The organism is Flavobacterium cryophilum (assembly GCF_048286555.1).
Lineage (GTDB): Bacteria > Bacteroidota > Bacteroidia > Flavobacteriales > Flavobacteriaceae > Flavobacterium.
Genome location: NZ_JBLVPZ010000001.1, coordinates 690,616 through 707,070, shown reverse-complemented (window position 1 = coordinate 707,070; position 16,455 = coordinate 690,616). Strand labels below are relative to the sequence as shown.

At 34.9% G+C, this 16,455-nt stretch carries 15 protein-coding genes; 7 read left to right on the top strand and 8 right to left on the bottom strand.

All coding sequences use genetic code 11. The features are described 5' to 3' along the window. Nucleotides 1–59 precede the first annotated feature (59 nt). On the bottom strand, nucleotides 60–869 hold the full coding sequence (locus tag ACNQGJ_RS03190) for a tetratricopeptide repeat protein (protein WP_417970142.1): 810 nt from the start codon (nucleotides 867–869) through the stop codon (nucleotides 60–62). Between the two features lie 57 nt (nucleotides 870–926). Beyond that, nucleotides 927–1,985, bottom strand: coding sequence for an A/G-specific adenine glycosylase (gene mutY, locus ACNQGJ_RS03185; RefSeq protein WP_417970144.1), 1,059 nt, complete (start codon nucleotides 1,983–1,985; stop codon nucleotides 927–929). A gap of 132 nt (nucleotides 1,986–2,117) precedes the next feature. Between mutY and ACNQGJ_RS03180 the strand changes: the two genes are divergently transcribed. Then, nucleotides 2,118–2,408: an HU family DNA-binding protein gene (locus tag ACNQGJ_RS03180; RefSeq protein WP_066080765.1), complete on the top strand. Its 291-nt coding sequence runs from the start codon at nucleotides 2,118–2,120 to the stop codon at nucleotides 2,406–2,408. A 326-nt stretch (nucleotides 2,409–2,734) separates the two neighbouring features. After that, nucleotides 2,735–4,279 (top strand): Rne/Rng family ribonuclease, encoded by a 1,545-nt coding sequence (locus ACNQGJ_RS03175; protein WP_417970147.1) that lies wholly within the window; start codon nucleotides 2,735–2,737, stop codon nucleotides 4,277–4,279. 250 nt (nucleotides 4,280–4,529) lie between these two features. Here the strand turns inward: ACNQGJ_RS03175 and ACNQGJ_RS03170 are convergent, their stop codons facing one another. Beyond that, nucleotides 4,530–4,973, bottom strand: a complete 444-nt coding sequence (locus ACNQGJ_RS03170; RefSeq protein ID WP_417970149.1) for a nucleoside deaminase — start codon at nucleotides 4,971–4,973, stop codon at nucleotides 4,530–4,532. A gap of 93 nt (nucleotides 4,974–5,066) precedes the next feature. Here ACNQGJ_RS03170 and ACNQGJ_RS03165 point away from each other — a divergent pair, with 93 nt between their 5' ends. Continuing rightward, nucleotides 5,067–6,848 carry a 1-deoxy-D-xylulose-5-phosphate synthase gene (locus ACNQGJ_RS03165; protein WP_417970151.1) on the top strand — a complete coding sequence of 594 codons (1,782 nt, stop codon included), beginning with the start codon at nucleotides 5,067–5,069 and terminating at the stop codon, nucleotides 6,846–6,848. Between the two features lie 38 nt (nucleotides 6,849–6,886). Further along, nucleotides 6,887–7,921, top strand: coding sequence for a DUF3078 domain-containing protein (locus tag ACNQGJ_RS03160; protein ID WP_417970153.1), 1,035 nt, complete (start codon nucleotides 6,887–6,889; stop codon nucleotides 7,919–7,921). A 3-nt stretch (nucleotides 7,922–7,924) separates the two neighbouring features. Here the strand turns inward: ACNQGJ_RS03160 and dgt are convergent, their stop codons facing one another. The 5 genes from dgt to ACNQGJ_RS03135 form a co-directional block, all read right to left on the bottom strand. Beyond that, nucleotides 7,925–9,271: a dGTP triphosphohydrolase gene (dgt, locus tag ACNQGJ_RS03155; RefSeq protein WP_417970155.1), complete on the bottom strand. Its 1,347-nt coding sequence runs from the start codon at nucleotides 9,269–9,271 to the stop codon at nucleotides 7,925–7,927. A gap of 114 nt (nucleotides 9,272–9,385) precedes the next feature. Further along, nucleotides 9,386–9,865 (bottom strand): RDD family protein, encoded by a 480-nt coding sequence (locus ACNQGJ_RS03150; protein WP_417970157.1) that lies wholly within the window; start codon nucleotides 9,863–9,865, stop codon nucleotides 9,386–9,388. A gap of 335 nt (nucleotides 9,866–10,200) precedes the next feature. Continuing rightward, nucleotides 10,201–12,615 carry a ribonucleoside-diphosphate reductase subunit alpha gene (locus ACNQGJ_RS03145; RefSeq protein WP_417970159.1) on the bottom strand — a complete coding sequence of 805 codons (2,415 nt, stop codon included), beginning with the start codon at nucleotides 12,613–12,615 and terminating at the stop codon, nucleotides 10,201–10,203. Between the two features lie 242 nt (nucleotides 12,616–12,857). Further along, nucleotides 12,858–13,835 carry a ribonucleotide-diphosphate reductase subunit beta gene (locus ACNQGJ_RS03140; RefSeq protein WP_417970161.1) on the bottom strand — a complete coding sequence of 326 codons (978 nt, stop codon included), beginning with the start codon at nucleotides 13,833–13,835 and terminating at the stop codon, nucleotides 12,858–12,860. A gap of 249 nt (nucleotides 13,836–14,084) precedes the next feature. Further along, nucleotides 14,085–14,651 carry a DUF3109 family protein gene (locus ACNQGJ_RS03135; RefSeq protein WP_417970163.1) on the bottom strand — a complete coding sequence of 189 codons (567 nt, stop codon included), beginning with the start codon at nucleotides 14,649–14,651 and terminating at the stop codon, nucleotides 14,085–14,087. A 268-nt stretch (nucleotides 14,652–14,919) separates the two neighbouring features. Here ACNQGJ_RS03135 and ACNQGJ_RS03130 point away from each other — a divergent pair, with 268 nt between their 5' ends. The 3 genes from ACNQGJ_RS03130 (at nucleotide 14,920) to ACNQGJ_RS03120 (ending at nucleotide 16,428) form a co-directional block, all read left to right on the top strand. Continuing rightward, entirely contained in the window at nucleotides 14,920–15,498 is a 579-nt protein-coding gene (locus tag ACNQGJ_RS03130) for a MarC family protein (RefSeq protein WP_417970165.1), read from the top strand. Between the two features lie 118 nt (nucleotides 15,499–15,616). Beyond that, complete coding sequence (locus tag ACNQGJ_RS03125; protein ID WP_417970167.1) at nucleotides 15,617–15,820, top strand: hypothetical protein; 204 nt, start codon at nucleotides 15,617–15,619, stop codon at nucleotides 15,818–15,820. Between the two features lie 2 nt (nucleotides 15,821–15,822). Beyond that, nucleotides 15,823–16,428, top strand: a complete 606-nt coding sequence (locus ACNQGJ_RS03120) for an FAD-dependent oxidoreductase (RefSeq protein WP_417970169.1) — start codon at nucleotides 15,823–15,825, stop codon at nucleotides 16,426–16,428. Nucleotides 16,429–16,455: the final 27 nt, after the last annotated feature.

Here is a 16,455-nt window from a genome sequence, read left to right as displayed (position 1 = left end):
TACATTTTTTAGAAAACTTTTTTAAAAAATTTAATTTTGTTTTCTGTACTGTTTCAATATCATTTCCATTTTATCTGATACGGATAGGTTTCATAAACAGTATTATCTTCGTTAATTGTATAACCTAATTTCCCAGCTTCCTGGGCTTCTTTTACCAGTATTTTAAACTCTTCAATTTTTCCTTGTTTTGCTAAACAAATGGCTTTGTAATATTTTGCATCCGAGAGATTGGGATCTATTTTCAAGGCTTTATTAAATTCTACGATAGCCTCATCCAACTTTTTCTGTTCATATTTTGCAATTCCGTGATAAAATAGAACTGTCGGATGCTCTAATCCTTGTCTGTTTTTAAAAATATCATCTATATATTCCTTAAAAAGCTGCTCGGCTTTTGCATACTCATTAAGTTGCAAATAAGACAAGCCGATATAAAACCCATAGGTATGATCCATCACGTAACCATTACCAAAACGTTTTTGACAATCTTCAAAGTCTAAAATGGCTTGTTTGTAGGTTTTGGCAAAAATACATTTGATAAAAGCTCTGTAGGACTGCCATCTTTCAGGATTATATTGCACCGCTTTATCAATGTACCGCATCCCTATTTCATACTTTTTTGCTTTAAAATATAGCATCGCCTTTTGCTGCCACAAATAAGCAACTGTGCTGTCTTTTTTTAATCCTTCATCCAAACAGGCCTGCCATTCAGCCATATTGTAATTGTAATTGTATTTTTGGGCACAAATGGTAACGAATTCCTCAATAATGGCTTCTTGATTTTTCTTAATTGTCTCTGCTTTACTTTCTGGCGTTTGTGCTAAAGAGATTGCTACAAAATGCGTGGCAATTAATAGGAGTAGTTTTCTCAAAGGAATTTCTTATTTTGGGTTTTAAAAGCTCTAAAGATAGAAAAAACCTACGAATAATCAAATCAAAAGTCTTTCCGTACTTAAATTCTTTTCAATAAAATTATGAATTACAATTGGAAAAGGAAAAGTTCTCAAAGTTTCCGCATCAATTCCGTTTTCAATGGTTCCTTTTACTTTTACGTTCCAAAACTTGATGTGTAAATGCTGGTGTGACAATTTATGAATGATACTTTTTTCGTTGTATTCTAACATGCTGATGACAGTATTGTCTTTAAAATAATCATCTTGAACAGATTCACTAACATAATTAAAATCTTCTTCTTTTTCTGTTTCGATCAAAGGAAATTCATAGAGATTCTGCCAAATTCCTTTGTCCGTTCGTTTCTGAATAATGGTATTTTCCATTTCATCGGCAACAACCAGATAATTAAAGTATCGGATCCTCACTTTTAGTTTTTTGGACTTTACAGGCAACTGATCGACTTTATTATTTTGTAAAGCGGCGCAACTTTCGTTGAAAACACAACTGCCGCAATTAGGATTTTTAGGAATGCATTGCATTGCTCCAAACTCCATAATGGCTTGATTGAACGTAGCCGGATTATCTTTTGGCATAAGTTCGAAAGCCAGTGCAGCGAATTCTTTTTTGGCGGAAGCCTGAGCAATATCCGTATTGATATCGAAATAACGCGATAAAACCCTGAACACATTTCCATCAACAACCGGAACGGCTTCATTATAAGAGAACGAAGCGATGGCAGCTGCTGTATATTCTCCCACTCCTTTTAACTGCAATAAATCATTATAATTCCCGGGAAAGATTCCCGATAAATTAAAAGCAATATGCTGCGCAGTTTTATGCAAGTTTCGCGCTCTGGAATAATATCCTAAACCTTGCCACAGTTTCAAAACGTGTTCTTCATTGGCTTTTGCCAAATCAAAAACGGTAGGAAAAGCGGTGGTAAAAGATAAAAAATAAGGCATTCCCTGTGCAACCCGAGTTTGCTGTAACATAATTTCAGAGAGCCAAATAGCGTACGGATTCGTGGTATTCCTCCAGGGCAAATCACGTTTATTTTGCAAATACCATTGTATTAACGCGTTAGAAAAAATCATGTTTTAATTATTTGTTAGCAAAAGTAAAAGTTTATGTGATTAAAATTTAATGAATTAGCTTGAATAATTGTTTTTTAAATTCCTATATTTGCAAACTCAAAAAACAGTACAACATTATAAATAGGAAAGAAAATGACGAAAGCAGATATCGTAGCAAAAATTTCAGAAAAATTAGGTCTTGAAAAAGGAGATGTACAGGCAACTGTAGAGACTTTTATGAATGAAGTAAAAAATTCATTAGAAACTGGAGACAATGTTTATTTAAGAGGTTTTGGAAGTTTTATAGTAAAAACTAGAGCAGAAAAAACAGGAAGAAATATTTCCAAGAATACCACAATAAAAATTCCTGCACACAACATTCCTGCATTTAAACCTGCAAAAGTTTTTGTAGAAGGAGTGAAAACAAATAACGAAGCAAAATAACAATATTAATTAATCATAAAATCTACAAGACATGCCAAGTGGTAAAAAAAGAAAGAGACATAAGGTAGCAACGCACAAACGCAAAAAAAGAGCGAGAGCTAACCGTCACAAAAAGAAAAAGTAGTTTTAAACTACTTTTTTCTTTTTTAAACGTTCATTGAAATTGAGATTTAAGATTGTTGATTACCGATTTAAGATTGCAGATTTTAAAAATCTAAAATCAAGAATCAAAACTCAGAAATCTAGAATCTCCCCGGGTACAATACCTGTTAAAATATTGTTTAATCCATTTGTTCGCTGTCGCGAATAGATAAAAAATTTACCGTGTGAATAAAGAATTAATCATTAGATCTAGTTCTGAAGCCGTAGATTTTGCCTTATTAAAAGATGGAAAACTAATTGAATTACACAAAGAAGAAGAAAAAAGCAACTTCCAGGTTGGTGATATTTTTATTGCCAAAATCAGGAAACCCGTTGCGGGACTTAACGCTGCTTTTGTGAATGTAGGCTTCGAAAAAGATGCTTTTTTACATTATCACGATTTGGGTCCAAATTTATCTTCCCAACTGAAATTCATAAAACTTGTAAGCGCAGGTAAATTAAAAGATTTCTCCCTAAAAACCTTTCAGTTTGAAAAAGAAATAGATAAAGATGGTACTATTACTGATGTAGTAAGCTCCAATCAGTCTGTTTTAGTACAAGTCGTCAAAGAACCTATATCTACAAAAGGGCCAAGAATTAGCGCTGAGCTTTCTCTTGCCGGAAGATTTATAGTTTTGGTTCCGTTTTCTGACCGCGTTTCTATTTCACAAAAAATAGAAGACAAAAAAGAAAAAGAACGCTTGAAACGATTAGTACAATCCATCAAACCAAAAGGATTTGGTGTTATTGTTCGCACAGTAGCCGAAGGCAAAAATACAGCCGAATTAGAAAAAGATTTGCAGAACCTGCTTAGCAGATGGACTGCAATGTGTAAAAAATTACCAACTGCTCATCATCCGTCAAAAGTATTGGGAGAACTCAACAGAGCCTCATCAATATTAAGAGATGTATTTAATGATACCTTTAGCGGTATTCAAATTGATGATGAAGAGTTGTACAACCAAACAAAGGATTATTTGCAAGAAATTGCACCATCCAAACAATCAATTGTTAAGTTTTATCAATCAAAAGACACACCTATTTTTGAGAAATACAACATAGAGCGACAAATCAAGACTTCTTTTGGAAAAACAGTATCCATGAGTAAAGGGGCTTATCTTATTATCGAACATACTGAAGCCTTACACGTCATAGACGTAAACAGCGGAAACCGTTCTAATAAGGCCACCAACCAGGAAGATACTGCCATGGAAGTGAATATGATTGCAGCTGCCGAAATTGCAAGACAATTGCGTCTTCGTGATATGGGTGGCATCATTGTAGTTGATTTTATCGATATGTCAAATCCTGAAAATCGTAAAGTTTTGTTCGACTTCTTGAAAGAAGAAATGAGCGACGATAAAGCGAAACACAAGATCTTACCTCCGAGCAAATTTGGATTAGTTCAAATTACAAGACAAAGAGTAAGACCCGAAGTAAACATTAAAACTAGAGAAGAAGATCCAAACAATGAAAGCGGCGAAATTGAAGCGCCAATTCAAATCATTGATAAAATCGCTTTTGATTTAGAACGAATTTTAAAAACCCACAAAGACGTTGTCCTTAATGTACATCCATTTGTGGCTGCATACCTCAGTAAAGGTTTTCCATCATTACGTTCAAAATGGTTTCTTGAACATAAAAAATGGGTGAAAATCATACCTCGTGACGCTTACACGTATTTAGAATATCATTTCTACGATAAAAAAGAAAATGTTATTATAGAATAGATTCTGAAATAAATTCAGAATAAAAACCGCCTTTCGTGAGATTGGCGGTTTTTTTATACCTTTTTTTTAGAATTTTCAGGAGCTATTTCCAGCTATACGTTACAATCTTTCTAGTCCTGAACTTGTTTCAGGATCCTGAAACAAGTTCAGAACTAGAAAGGATTTTCACTTCAAACGAAGTTCACTGAATTCCTATGAAAAATAAATATTAAATGAAGTAATCTGGGCTAGGGCGTTTCCGTAAACAAAATTATTTTCTTCTCTCTACAAAAAATCGCTTCATCAACTCTGAAGCTTCATTCGCCAGAACTCCACTGACAACAGTTGTTTTAGGATGCAATTGTGTGCCCATTTTTGTAAAACCCCGATTTTCATCGGTTGCGCCAAAAACAATTTTCGAAATCTGACTCCAGTACAAAGCGCCAGCGCACATCTGGCAAGGTTCTAATGTCACATAAAGTGTACAACCAATTAAGTATTTTCCACCTAGATAATTCGCAGCAGCAGTAATCGCCTGCATTTCAGCATGCGCCGTAACATCGTTGAGTAATTCAGTTAAATTGTGACCCCGAGCAATTACTTTATTATCAATGACAATGATGGCGCCAACAGGAATTTCTTCTTTATCAAAAGCCATTTGGGCTTCCTGCAGCGCCTTTTTCATAAAATATTCGTCCGTGAAAGGATTTATCATAGTATGGACCGCGAATTCGCAAATTTAAATTCTTTGTAAAACAACTTTTTTTATCGACTGCAAAAATACAATTTCAAATCGTATCTTTGCTTTATGTCAGATAATTTACTTTCAAACATAAACAATCCAACCGATTTACGCCTGCTTGACCAAGCCCAACTTCCTCAAGTCGCTCAAGAATTACGCAATTTTATTATCGATATTGTGGCTGTAAAAGAAGGACACCTTGGCGCAAGCCTGGGAGTTATCGAATTGACTATTGCGCTGCATTATGTTTTTGACACACCAAACGATTTATTAATTTGGGATGTAGGGCATCAGGCTTATGGACATAAAATACTTACGGGCAGAAGAGATATTTTTCATACCAACAGGCAACTGGGTGGTATTTCCGGTTTCCCAAAAAGAAGTGAGAGTATATATGATACCTTTGGCGTAGGCCACTCCTCTACTTCCATTTCGGCAGCTTTAGGAATGGCAATCGCTTCTAATTTAAAAAGCGATTTCAACAAACAACACATTGCTGTAATTGGTGACGCTTCCATCGCATCAGGAATGGCTTTTGAAGGCTTAAATCACGCCGGAGTTACTGATGCAAATTTATTAGTGATTCTGAACGATAACGCCATCGGGATTGACCCAAGTGTAGGCGCTTTGAAAAAATACCTCACTGCCGTGAAAGAAGGAAAAAATCCGAGGCAAAACAACATGATTAAATCTTTAAATTTTAATTATTCAGGTCCGATAGACGGTCATGATATTTTTGCCGTTATCAAAGAACTGAAACGTTTGCAAAAAATAAAAGGACCAAAATTTCTGCACATTATTACCACGAAAGGAAAAGGATTGCAGCAAGCCGAAGACAATCAGGTAAAATACCATGCTCCCGGAAAATTTGATGCTGCAACTGGAGAAATTCACATTAAATCAGAAGAAAATTTACCGCCGAAATATCAGGATGTTTTTGGCTTGACCGTATTGGATTTGGCAAAAAAAAACGAAAAAATAATAGGAATTACACCTGCGATGCCATCGGGAAGTTCGTTGAAATTTATGATGGATGCGTTTCCTAAACGTGCTTTTGACGTGGGAATTGCAGAGCAACATGCGGTGACTTTAGCGGCCGGGATGGCAACTCAAGGAATGGTTGTTTTTTGTAACATTTACTCCACTTTTTTACAAAGAGGTTACGATCAGGTAATTCACGATGTTGCCTTACAGAATCTTCCAGTTATTTTTTGTTTAGACAGAGCCGGTTTAGTGGGAGAAGATGGTGCGACGCATCACGGTGTTTTTGATTTGGCTTACCTGCGTTGCATACCTAATATGATTATTTATGCGCCTCGTAATGAAATAGCGTTACAAAATATTTTATATACTGCACAATTGGGATTAAATCATCCTATCGCTGTACGTTATCCAAGAGGACGCGGCGTAACTGCAAATTGGCAAACTCAACATCTTGGGAGTTATCAAAAAATAGAAATTGGAAAAAGTTTTTGCATCAAGGAAGGCTCAAAAGTAGCGGTTTTATCCAATGGGACGATTGGCAATAATGTCTCTTTGGCTATAGCCAAAATTGAGCATCCAGAAACGATTGCGCATTACGATTTTTCATTTGTTAAGCCGTTAGACGAAAATGCATTGAAGAGAATTTTTGCTAAATTTACAACTATAATTACTATAGAAGATGGCGCCGTAAAAGGAGGTTTTGGAAGCGCAATTCTTGAATCTGCCTCAGAGAATAATTGCAGGTCACAAATAACGACGCTTGGGATTCCGGATGAATTTATTGAACACGGAACTGTAGCTGAATTACAACAATATTGTAAAATTGACGTTAAAAGTCTTGAAAAACTTTTTTCAAGTTATTAAAATAATTATTTTGCAACCTCAATCACAACTAATCCAAAATGAAATTATTAACCTACGTCTTTCTTATACTTACCTGCACTTTCTCTTTTAATTGTTTCTCCCAAGAAGTACGAATCACTCCGTTATCTGACACACTTAGACCAATAACAACGCTTTTAACCAAAAATAAACCGTTGAAAGTAGCTTTAAAAATACAAACCCGGACGCATTATCTTCCATTATCCCATTGGAGTAAAAAAAACAGTTTGGGCTTTGACATCTCTGAAGTCGCCTTTATCAATTGGAGTGCAGGAGGAACCAGTTCGATTTCAGGGCTATTTAAAGGTAAATTTCATAGAGTTTACAATAGAAGCAATTACAACTGGTCAAATGAGTTAATCGTTAAATACGGATTGAATAAACAAGACGGCATTGATATACGAAAAACTGAAGACGCCCTTCAATTTAACTCCACGTTTGGCTACAGAAAAGACACTCTTTCGAACTGGTATCATTCGGCTAAATTCAGCTTTAATACACAATTCGCGAACGGTTATGCATATCCAAATACTGAAAAAGCAATCTCACAACCCTTTGCTCCAGCATATATTTTTATGGGAGTAGGCGCTGAAAATATTGATAAAGATAAGAACCGAACATTTTATATCTCGCCATTTACATTTAAAACAACTTTAGTTCTAGATCAAAGTTTAGCGAATCAAGGTGCTTTTGGAGTTATTAAAGCAACCTACGACTTGGATGGAAATTTACTCACCGAAGGCGAAAGATCAAAAATGGAACTTGGTTTTCTAGTAACCAATAAATACAAGAAAGAAATCTTCAAAAATGTCATTCTAGAAAACCGTTTAAGCTTATATTCAGACTATGTAAATCGTTTTGGAAATATAGACGTAGACTGTGATTTACAAGTCGAACTTGTAGTGAATCAATACGTAAAAGCCAATATTGGAGCGCATTTAATATATGACGACGATATCAAATCAAAAAGAGAAATTGCCGGAATACAAGTAACGGAAGGTCCAAAAACACAAATAAGACAAGCTATTGGTGTTGGAATCGAGTATATTTTTTAAAACTTAATTCTTCATTTTACCATTTATAGTTTCAAATAACATAAGTGCATTCCCATCAGTGAGCAAAGAGATAAAATGACAAATATGAAGTAATCTCCCATAAAGGTTTTCTTTTTCGAGATGATGCTTCTCAGGCAACATTTTCAAGATTAAGGAATCGTAGTTAGAAGCATTTCCGTTAAATTTATTATTGAAAGCAGTTATGAATTTATCTAACAGGGTTTGTATGATTTGATATCCCACGATTTCTTTCTCGATTACTTCTCGACTTTGATAAATATTATTGACACTAATTTTTATTATATCATCCATTTGAGCTTTGTACTTGCTTTTATCCATTATAGCAAATGGAAAATTTCCACTAAGAATCAGCGCTTCATTTTCAATAAAAACGTTAACAGCATCGCTTATTAAACTCCCGATTGCCAACGCACGCAAATAACTAATTCTATCTTCTTTGGTTTCCAAAGTCTTGTATTTAGCCGTATCAATGCTATCTTTAACCAATTTTATCAGATATTCCAAAGCAAAATCTTCAGAAACTAATCCTAAATTGATACCGTCTTCAAAATCAATAATAGTATAACAAATATCATCGGCAGCTTCCACTAAATAAGCCAAAGGATGTCTTTCGAAACCAATATTTCCATCTGATTTATTTGGAATCAAACCCATATCCGCAGCCACATCCTGAAAAAAGGCTTTGTCGGTTTGAAAAAAACCGTATTTTTTATCGGCAATATCTTTAGTTGGTTTTTTTGGTAAACTTTCTTTAGGATATTTCATAAAGGCGCCTAGCGTGGCATATGAAATTCGCAGTCCACCTTCAATTCCCGGACGACTTGCAGTAAGTACCGAAAATCCATTCGCATTTCCTTCAAAATCAATTAAATCCTGCCATTCTTTTGCGGTAAGCTGGTCTTTATATTGCTGTCCTTTCCCGATAGAAAAATACTCCCCAATCGCTTTTTCGCCAGAATGTCCAAAAGGAGGATTTCCAATATCGTGCGCCAAGGATGCCGCCGCAACTATAGCGCCAAAATCATTCATGTGATAGCCATGAACTTCTTTCAGATGCGGATATTTTTCTATTATTTTTTTACCAACCAATCGTCCTAAAGAACGTCCCACAACTGAAACTTCCAAACTATGCGTCAATCTGGTGTGAACAAAATCAGTTTTTGATAACGGAATAACCTGCGTTTTATCCTGCAAGCTTCTAAAGGCCGCCGAAAAGATAATACGATCGTAATCCACCTCAAAACCGAGTCGCGTATCATCTTGTTCTATACGCAATCTTTTGCCTTTGTCTCCCTGACGTTTTAGTGATAAAAGTTGTTCCCAGTTCATTATTTTATTGTTGGTATTTAAAAGGAGCGAATATAAAGAAAAGGTTGTGTTTAAAAACAAAAAAGCAGTCTAAAATGACCACTCTTTATTTTTTTAAAATATAACCTGCAACCCTTATTCAGTTAGAAACAAATTTCTTTTTTCTAACAACTCGTGTTTATTGACAACAAAGGTATTGGAAATGCTATCGTGCCAGCCTCGTGGATTGTTTCCAAAATAGGAAAGCGGATCTATTGGAATTAATCGGCAAAACGTGCGCATAAAAATGGTTTTATTATCCGGTTTTGAACCATCATACATCACTACCATTGTTTTGGTGAAATATTTCGCAAAAGTTCTGGAAAAATAAATTTCGGTCAAACTGTAATATATAATCAGAATAATAATTCCAATCAAAATTTGTTCAATTATACCCATCGATTCAATACTTGCTGATAAACTTGGAAAAGAAGTGATTTCAGCAATTAGGATTAATGTGGTCCCGAGGCTAATTTCGATAATATAAATAATCAATACATCAATAAGGAAATTCAGGAGACGCTGGCTTTTGGAAGCTAATAAATCATCTGTAACTGTGAATTTTTTATTTTCCATTTTTTATCGTTTTTGATTGGTTCAAAAAAGTTTTGAACAATAATAACCTCTCAAATATAATGAATTATTTACAAATTTGAACAGTACCCCCTTCATAATTTAGCCCAGATTACTTCACTTAACTTTTATTTTAATTGGAGTTCAGTGAACTTCGTTTGAAGTATAATTCTTTTTATTTTTTATTTAAAAATAAAAAGAATTCAAATAGCTCCAAAAAAAAGCAGCTATCATTACACAACTGCTTAAAATTTCTTCTTTGTCAAAATGACAAAAAATTTATTTATTACTGATTTTCGATCAAAAATCAAAAATCTTAAATGATCATTCAGAAAACCTTATGACCCACACATTTCACATTCGTCTGGACCAGCATTTTTAGACAATTCAAGCATGGCTCTGTATTCATCGGCAGTCATTTCTACTGCTTCAGCAACTGCAGGAACAGCAAATGATTGCTCTTTAATTTCGATTGGCTCTGCTTTTTTATCGTTGTTCAATGTAAATTTAATCGCATCCACCGCAGCTTTTGTTCTTAAATAATACATTCCCGTTTTTAATCCGGATTGCCAAGCATAGAAATGCATTGATGTTAATTTGGAATAGTTAGCGTTTTGCATGAATAAGTTCAATGACTGTGACTGATCCACAAAATAACCACGTTGACGTGACATATCGATAATGTCTTTCATGGACATTTCCCAAACTGTTTTGTACAATTCTTTCAAATCTTGCGGAATATTCAGGTCTTGAACCGAACCGTTATTTCGCATTAACTCTTGTTTCAATGTTTCGTTCCACAAGCCACGTTCCACTAAATCGTGCAATAAGTGTTTGTTTACCACAATAAATTCTCCCGAAAGTACTCTTCTGGTATAAACATTAGAAGTATAAGGTTCGAATGCTTCGTTGTTACCCAAAATTTGAGAAGTAGAAGCAGTTGGCATAGGTGCTACTAATAATGAGTTTCTTACTCCGTGTTTCATTACTTCTTTTCGCAATGAAGCCCAATCCCATCGACCAGATAATTCCTCATCTTTCATTCCCCACAAATTGTACTGAAATTCTCCTTGTGACATTGGCGAACCTTCAAAAGTAGAATAAGGACCTTCTTCTTTGGCCATTTCCATCGAAGCGGTAACAGCTGCGAAGTATAAAGTTTCAAAAATTTCTTGATTCAGTTTTTTAGCTGCATCACTCGTAAAAGGCAAACGCAACATGATAAAAGCATCGGCTAACCCTTGCACTCCAAGACCAACTGGTCTATGACGCATATTAGAGTTTTCAGCTTCTTTTACCGGATAATAATTCCGGTCAATAACTTTATTCAAGTTTCTGGTCACGCGTTTTGTAACGGTGTACAACAAATCGTGATCAAATTTCTTGTTTTCTACAAACATTGGCAATGAAAGTGAAGCCAGGTTACAAACCGCAATTTCATCTTTTGAAGTGTATTCCATAATCTCGGTACACAAATTCGAAGAACGAATAGTACCTAGATTTTTTTGGTTTGATTTTCTGTTGGCAGCATCTTTGTACAACATATAAGGCGTTCCAGTTTCGATTTGCGATTCCAGAATTTTCTCCCACAGTTCATGTGCTTTGATGGTTTTTCTACCTTTTCCACGTTTCTCGTAATCAATGTACATGGCTTCAAATTCTTCGCCATACACATCATACAATCCTGGACATTCATTAGGACACATCAGTGTCCAATAGCTGTCTTCCTGCACGCGCTTCATAAACAAATCCGAAGTCCACATCGCAAAAAACAAATCTCTGGCACGCATTTCTTCTTTTCCGGTATTCTTTTTTAAATCTAAGAATTCAAAAATATCCGCATGCCACGTTTCGATATAAATGGCAAAACTACCTTTACGTTTTCCCCCACCTTGATCCACATAACGTGCTGTATCATTGAAAACACGCAACATAGGAACAATTCCGTTAGATGTTCCATTTGTTCCACGTATATATGAGCCTGTGGCTCTTACATTGTGAATAGAGAGTCCAACACCCCCAGCTGATTGCGAGATTTTAGCCGTTTGTTTCAACGTGTCATAAATCCCATCAATACTATCGTCTTGCATCGCCAACAGGAAACAAGAAGACATTTGAGGTTTTGGTGTTCCTGCGTTGAACAACGTTGGCGTTGCATGCGTAAAGAATTTTTTAGACATTAAGTCGTACGTCTCAATCACTGATTCCAAATCGTCTAAGTGAATTCCAACGGAAACACGCATCAACATATGTTGCGGACGCTCCACGATTTTACCGTTTATTTTAAGCAAATACGATCTTTCTAAGGTTTTGAAACCAAAATAATCGTAGTTAAAATCTCTATTGTATATAATATGTGAGTCTAAAAACTCTGCATTATCCATAATCACTTTATGCACTTCCTCAGAAAGTAACGGCGCATACTGACCATTTCTTGGGTTTACATAATGGAACATATCATTCATAGTTTCCGAGAATGATTTTTTGGTATTCGAATGTAAATTCGAAATTGCAATTCTCGCTGCCAATTGTGCATAATCAGGATGCGCAATAGTCATTGAAGCCGCAGTTTCGGCCGCTAAATTATCTAATTCTGACGTAGAAACTCCATCATAAAGTCCTTCAATTACTCGCATTGCCACTTTCACAGCATCAACCAAATCATTCAAACCATAACATAGTTTTTTAATTCTATCTGTGATTTTGTCGAACATTACCGGCTCTTTGTGCCCATCTCTTTTTACTACGTACATACTTTTGTTTGTTTTTAAAACAGAAAATCCCTTCGCTGTTTTTCGTTATTTGTAATTTATGCTGAACTTGATTCAGCATCTTTTTCTGGAGCTACTTCCAGCTATCCATTGCAATCTTTCTAGTCCTGAACTTGTTTCAGGATCCTGAAACAAGTTTAGGACTAGAAAGGATTTCCATTACTATCTGGGCTAGTGCAAGAGTAGCGCAAAAATAAATTAATGGATCGATAAGAACTCAAATTTTAAAAATCGGCGTCAAAAGATATTTTTTGAGCATCACCATCCGTGTTCATTACACCTGCTTTTTGATATTCAGCCACTTTCTTTTCAAAGAAGTTTGTTTTACCCTGAAGTGAAATCATATCCATAAAATCAAATGGGTTTGTAGTGTTATATTCTCTGTCGCAACCTAATTCCACTAATAATCTGTCGGCAACAAATTCTAAATATTGTGTCATCAATACGGCATTCATTCCTATCAAACTCACCGGCAGTGACTCTGTAATAAATTCTCTTTCAATATTCAAAGCATCTACAATAATGCTTCTGATTCTTTCTTTTGGAACTTTATTAACCAAGTGGTGGTTGTGCAAATGCACCGCAAAATCACAATGAACTCCTTCATCACGAGAAATTAATTCGTTAGAGAACGTCAATCCTGGCATTAATCCGCGTTTTTTCAACCAATAAATAGAACAAAAAGCGCCCGAAAAGAAAATTCCTTCCACTGCAGCAAAAGCAATCAATCGCTCCGCAAATGAATCGGATTCAATCCATTTTAAAGCCCAGTCTGCTTTTTTCTTAATCGCAGGAAAAACTTCTAAAGCATTGAATAGGTCATCTTTCTCCGCTTCGTCTTTTACATACGTATCGATCAATAACGAATAGGTTTCGCTGTGGATGTTTTCCATCATGATTTGAAAACCGTAAAAGAATTTCGCTTCTGCATATTTAACTTCGTTTACAAAATTTTCAGCCAGATTCTCATTTACAATTCCGTCAGAAGCAGCAAAAAAAGCAAGAATGTGTTTTATAAAATAACGCTCGTCATCAGAAAGTTTATTATTCCAGTCATTTAAATCCTGAGACAAATCAATTTCTTCAGCAGTCCAGAAACTGGCCTCCATACTTTTATAAAATTCCCAAATATCGTGGTGTTTAATAGGAAAAATTACGAAACGATTTTTATTTTCTTGTAAAATTGGTTCAATTTGTGCCATTATAATTGTTTATTTTTTGAGATTTTATGCTTTTTGTAGAATACAAAGATTGTAAAATATTGCCGAAATTAAAAGCCAAACTTATTCACAATCTTACCTAGTTTTTAACAAACGAAAAAAAATGAGGTTTTTTTATGCGTATTTTAAATACCTTAAAATCAGTGTTTTAAAATTATGAAACACCGGCGACCTACTGTAAAATATAGGATTTTAAAAACAGTAAAAAAGAAAATTTGAATTTATTTTAAATTATTTTTTGAGTTCTTGAGCGACTATTTCAAGCTCTGCATACCAGTCCTCACCAAACTTTCGAACCAAAGCTTCTTTGACGAATTTATACACTGGCACTTCAAGTTCCTGACCTAAAGAACAAGCCGGATCACAAATGTCCCATTTGTCGTAATTAACGGCAGAAAACTCCGTAAAATCTTTTACCCGTATAGGGTACAAGTGGCAGGAAACTGGTTTTTTCCAAGCAATTACCCCTTGATTATACGCTTGCTCAATGCCGCACAAAGCCGTTTTACCGTCAAAAATTACATATGCACAATCTTTATTGTCAATTAACGGGGTTTCAAGATCACCATCAGTTCCAGTGGTCCACGTACCTTGCGCTTCTATAGCAGCAATTCCTTGTTTGCGTAAAAATGGTTTTACTTTGGGATAAATTTCTTCTAATATCTTCGTTTCCTCGATGCTTAATGGAGCTCCAGCATCTCCATCAACACAACAAGCCCCTTTACAGGCTGACAAATTGCAAACAAAATCTTTTTGAAGTATATCTTCTGAGACGATCGTTTTTCCTAATTGAAACATTATTTTGGGGTAGTGAGATTATAAGGTGCAAAGGTAGTTAAAGAACATTATAATTATTTAGATAAAACCAACTTTAACTTTTGGAAAAACCAAGGAAATAAGCCGTTTTTAAAGCCATATAACTCACTTACAATACGTAAAAAATACTCTCAAAAACCAAAAAATTTAGTAAAAATAAGCCTATCAAAAATGAATCAGAATTATTGTAATAAAATTTAATTTTAACAAAAAATCTATCGAAAAGTTTACCTTTACAACCAAAAAAATTATGTTTGACATCGATTTTAAAGAAATAATTACGGTAGGAATGGTTCTTTTTGCCGTTATTGATATCGTGGGAAGCATTCCTATTATTGTTGATTTAAAAGCAAAACATGGAATCATTGAATCTGAAAAAGCTTCAATAGTTGCATGTACAATCATGATTGTTTTCCTTTTTGTGGGAGAGGAATTACTGAATTTAATAGGCATTGATGTAAACTCATTTGCCGTTGCGGGTTCGTTCGTATTATTCTTTCTGGCATTAGAAATGATCTTAGGCATTCGACTTTATCGCGATGAAGAAGCAAGTTCCGCATCTATTGTTCCTTTGGCATTTCCTTTGATTGCAGGAGCTGGAACAATGACCACTTTACTTTCTTTACGTTCCCAGTTTTTTACCATAAATATTATTATTGCAATAATTTTGAATATTATTTTGGTATATATCGTCTTGAAATCATCGTCTAAAATTGAGAAACTACTAGGAGAAAATGGACTTGGCGTAATCCGAAAGACTTTTGGCGTTGTACTTCTAGCGATTGCTGTTAAATTATTCGCTGCGAATGTTAAAGGTTTGTTCGTCTAAAATAAATTTACCTAAATTTACCCACAAGATAATTTTAAAAGACAATCTGATTTTTGAACAGACATCTGTTTGTAGAATAAAAAATCTGTTTCTTTTAAATCAAAAACAAAAACGTATTATGAAAATTTTCACTAACATCTTGGTGTTTTTAGCAATAGCGCTAATCATATTTAATGTTACTTTGTTGGATTTTAGAAATCCATTTCAAGGAGATAGCGTAGTTGCTTTTATTGGAATAGCTGCCTCTTTTTGTGCAGTTTTGATTCTTCTGATTTTTAAAATGGCAAAAAAGGTTGAAGAGAAATCGAATGATCAATTGTAATAATGTTTGATGTTCTCATAGTTGGCGGTGGCGTTTCAGGAATGTCATGCGCGCTTGTTTTGGGTTCGGCAAAAAACAAATTCTTTGCTGCTGACAAAAGAGTCGGCATTTTCACCCATCAAAAAACATCATCTCTTCAAGAAGCGCTGTTTAACAATGTTTATGGAATTCCTCCGGGGAAATTAGGCTCCGAATTATTGAACGAAAGTATTGAACATCTCTCGAACGCTTATCCTCATATTACTCAAATTCCAAAGGAAAAAGTATTAAAAATCGAGGGACAATTCCCGGAATTTACAGTTATTACAAACAAGAATTCCTACTATACTAAAACAATAATCGTAGGCATAGGATATGCGAATACTTTTGCAATTGATGGATTGATGCAATATGTAGAACCACATCAAAAATCCCTTCCTGAAAAACAACGAATTCAACTTAAGAACAGTGATCATAACGTTGCTGAAGGAATTTATGTTATAGGAACTTTAGCCGGCTGGAGAAGCCAGCTAGCCATTGCTGCCGGAAGCGGCGCCTCAGTTGCAACAGATTTTCTTACTAAATGGAATAACGGCTTGCAGACACATGCACACGATAGTATTCGGTAGAAAAAGTTAATTAAACTGTAATTATCC

Coding starts and splice junctions, on each gene's coding strand:
- ACNQGJ_RS03140 (WP_417970161.1), bottom strand. CDS start 13,835: ATGGCACAAATTGAACCAATTTTACAAGAAAATAAAAATCGTTTCGTA.
- ACNQGJ_RS03135 (WP_417970163.1), bottom strand. CDS start 14,651: ATGTTTCAATTAGGAAAAACGATCGTCTCAGAAGATATACTTCAAAAA.
- ACNQGJ_RS03145 (WP_417970159.1), bottom strand. CDS start 12,615: ATGTACGTAGTAAAAAGAGATGGGCACAAAGAGCCGGTAATGTTCGAC.
- ACNQGJ_RS03150 (WP_417970157.1), bottom strand. CDS start 9,865: ATGGAAAATAAAAAATTCACAGTTACAGATGATTTATTAGCTTCCAAA.
- dgt (WP_417970155.1), bottom strand. CDS start 9,271: ATGAACTGGGAACAACTTTTATCACTAAAACGTCAGGGAGACAAAGGC.
- ACNQGJ_RS03165 (WP_417970151.1), top strand. CDS start 5,067: ATGTCAGATAATTTACTTTCAAACATAAACAATCCAACCGATTTACGC.
- ACNQGJ_RS03160 (WP_417970153.1), top strand. CDS start 6,887: ATGAAATTATTAACCTACGTCTTTCTTATACTTACCTGCACTTTCTCT.
- ACNQGJ_RS03125 (WP_417970167.1), top strand. CDS start 15,617: ATGAAAATTTTCACTAACATCTTGGTGTTTTTAGCAATAGCGCTAATC.
- ACNQGJ_RS03120 (WP_417970169.1), top strand. CDS start 15,823: ATGTTTGATGTTCTCATAGTTGGCGGTGGCGTTTCAGGAATGTCATGC.
- ACNQGJ_RS03130 (WP_417970165.1), top strand. CDS start 14,920: ATGTTTGACATCGATTTTAAAGAAATAATTACGGTAGGAATGGTTCTT.
- ACNQGJ_RS03170 (WP_417970149.1), bottom strand. CDS start 4,973: ATGATAAATCCTTTCACGGACGAATATTTTATGAAAAAGGCGCTGCAG.
- ACNQGJ_RS03180 (WP_066080765.1), top strand. CDS start 2,118: ATGACGAAAGCAGATATCGTAGCAAAAATTTCAGAAAAATTAGGTCTT.
- mutY (WP_417970144.1), bottom strand. CDS start 1,985: ATGATTTTTTCTAACGCGTTAATACAATGGTATTTGCAAAATAAACGT.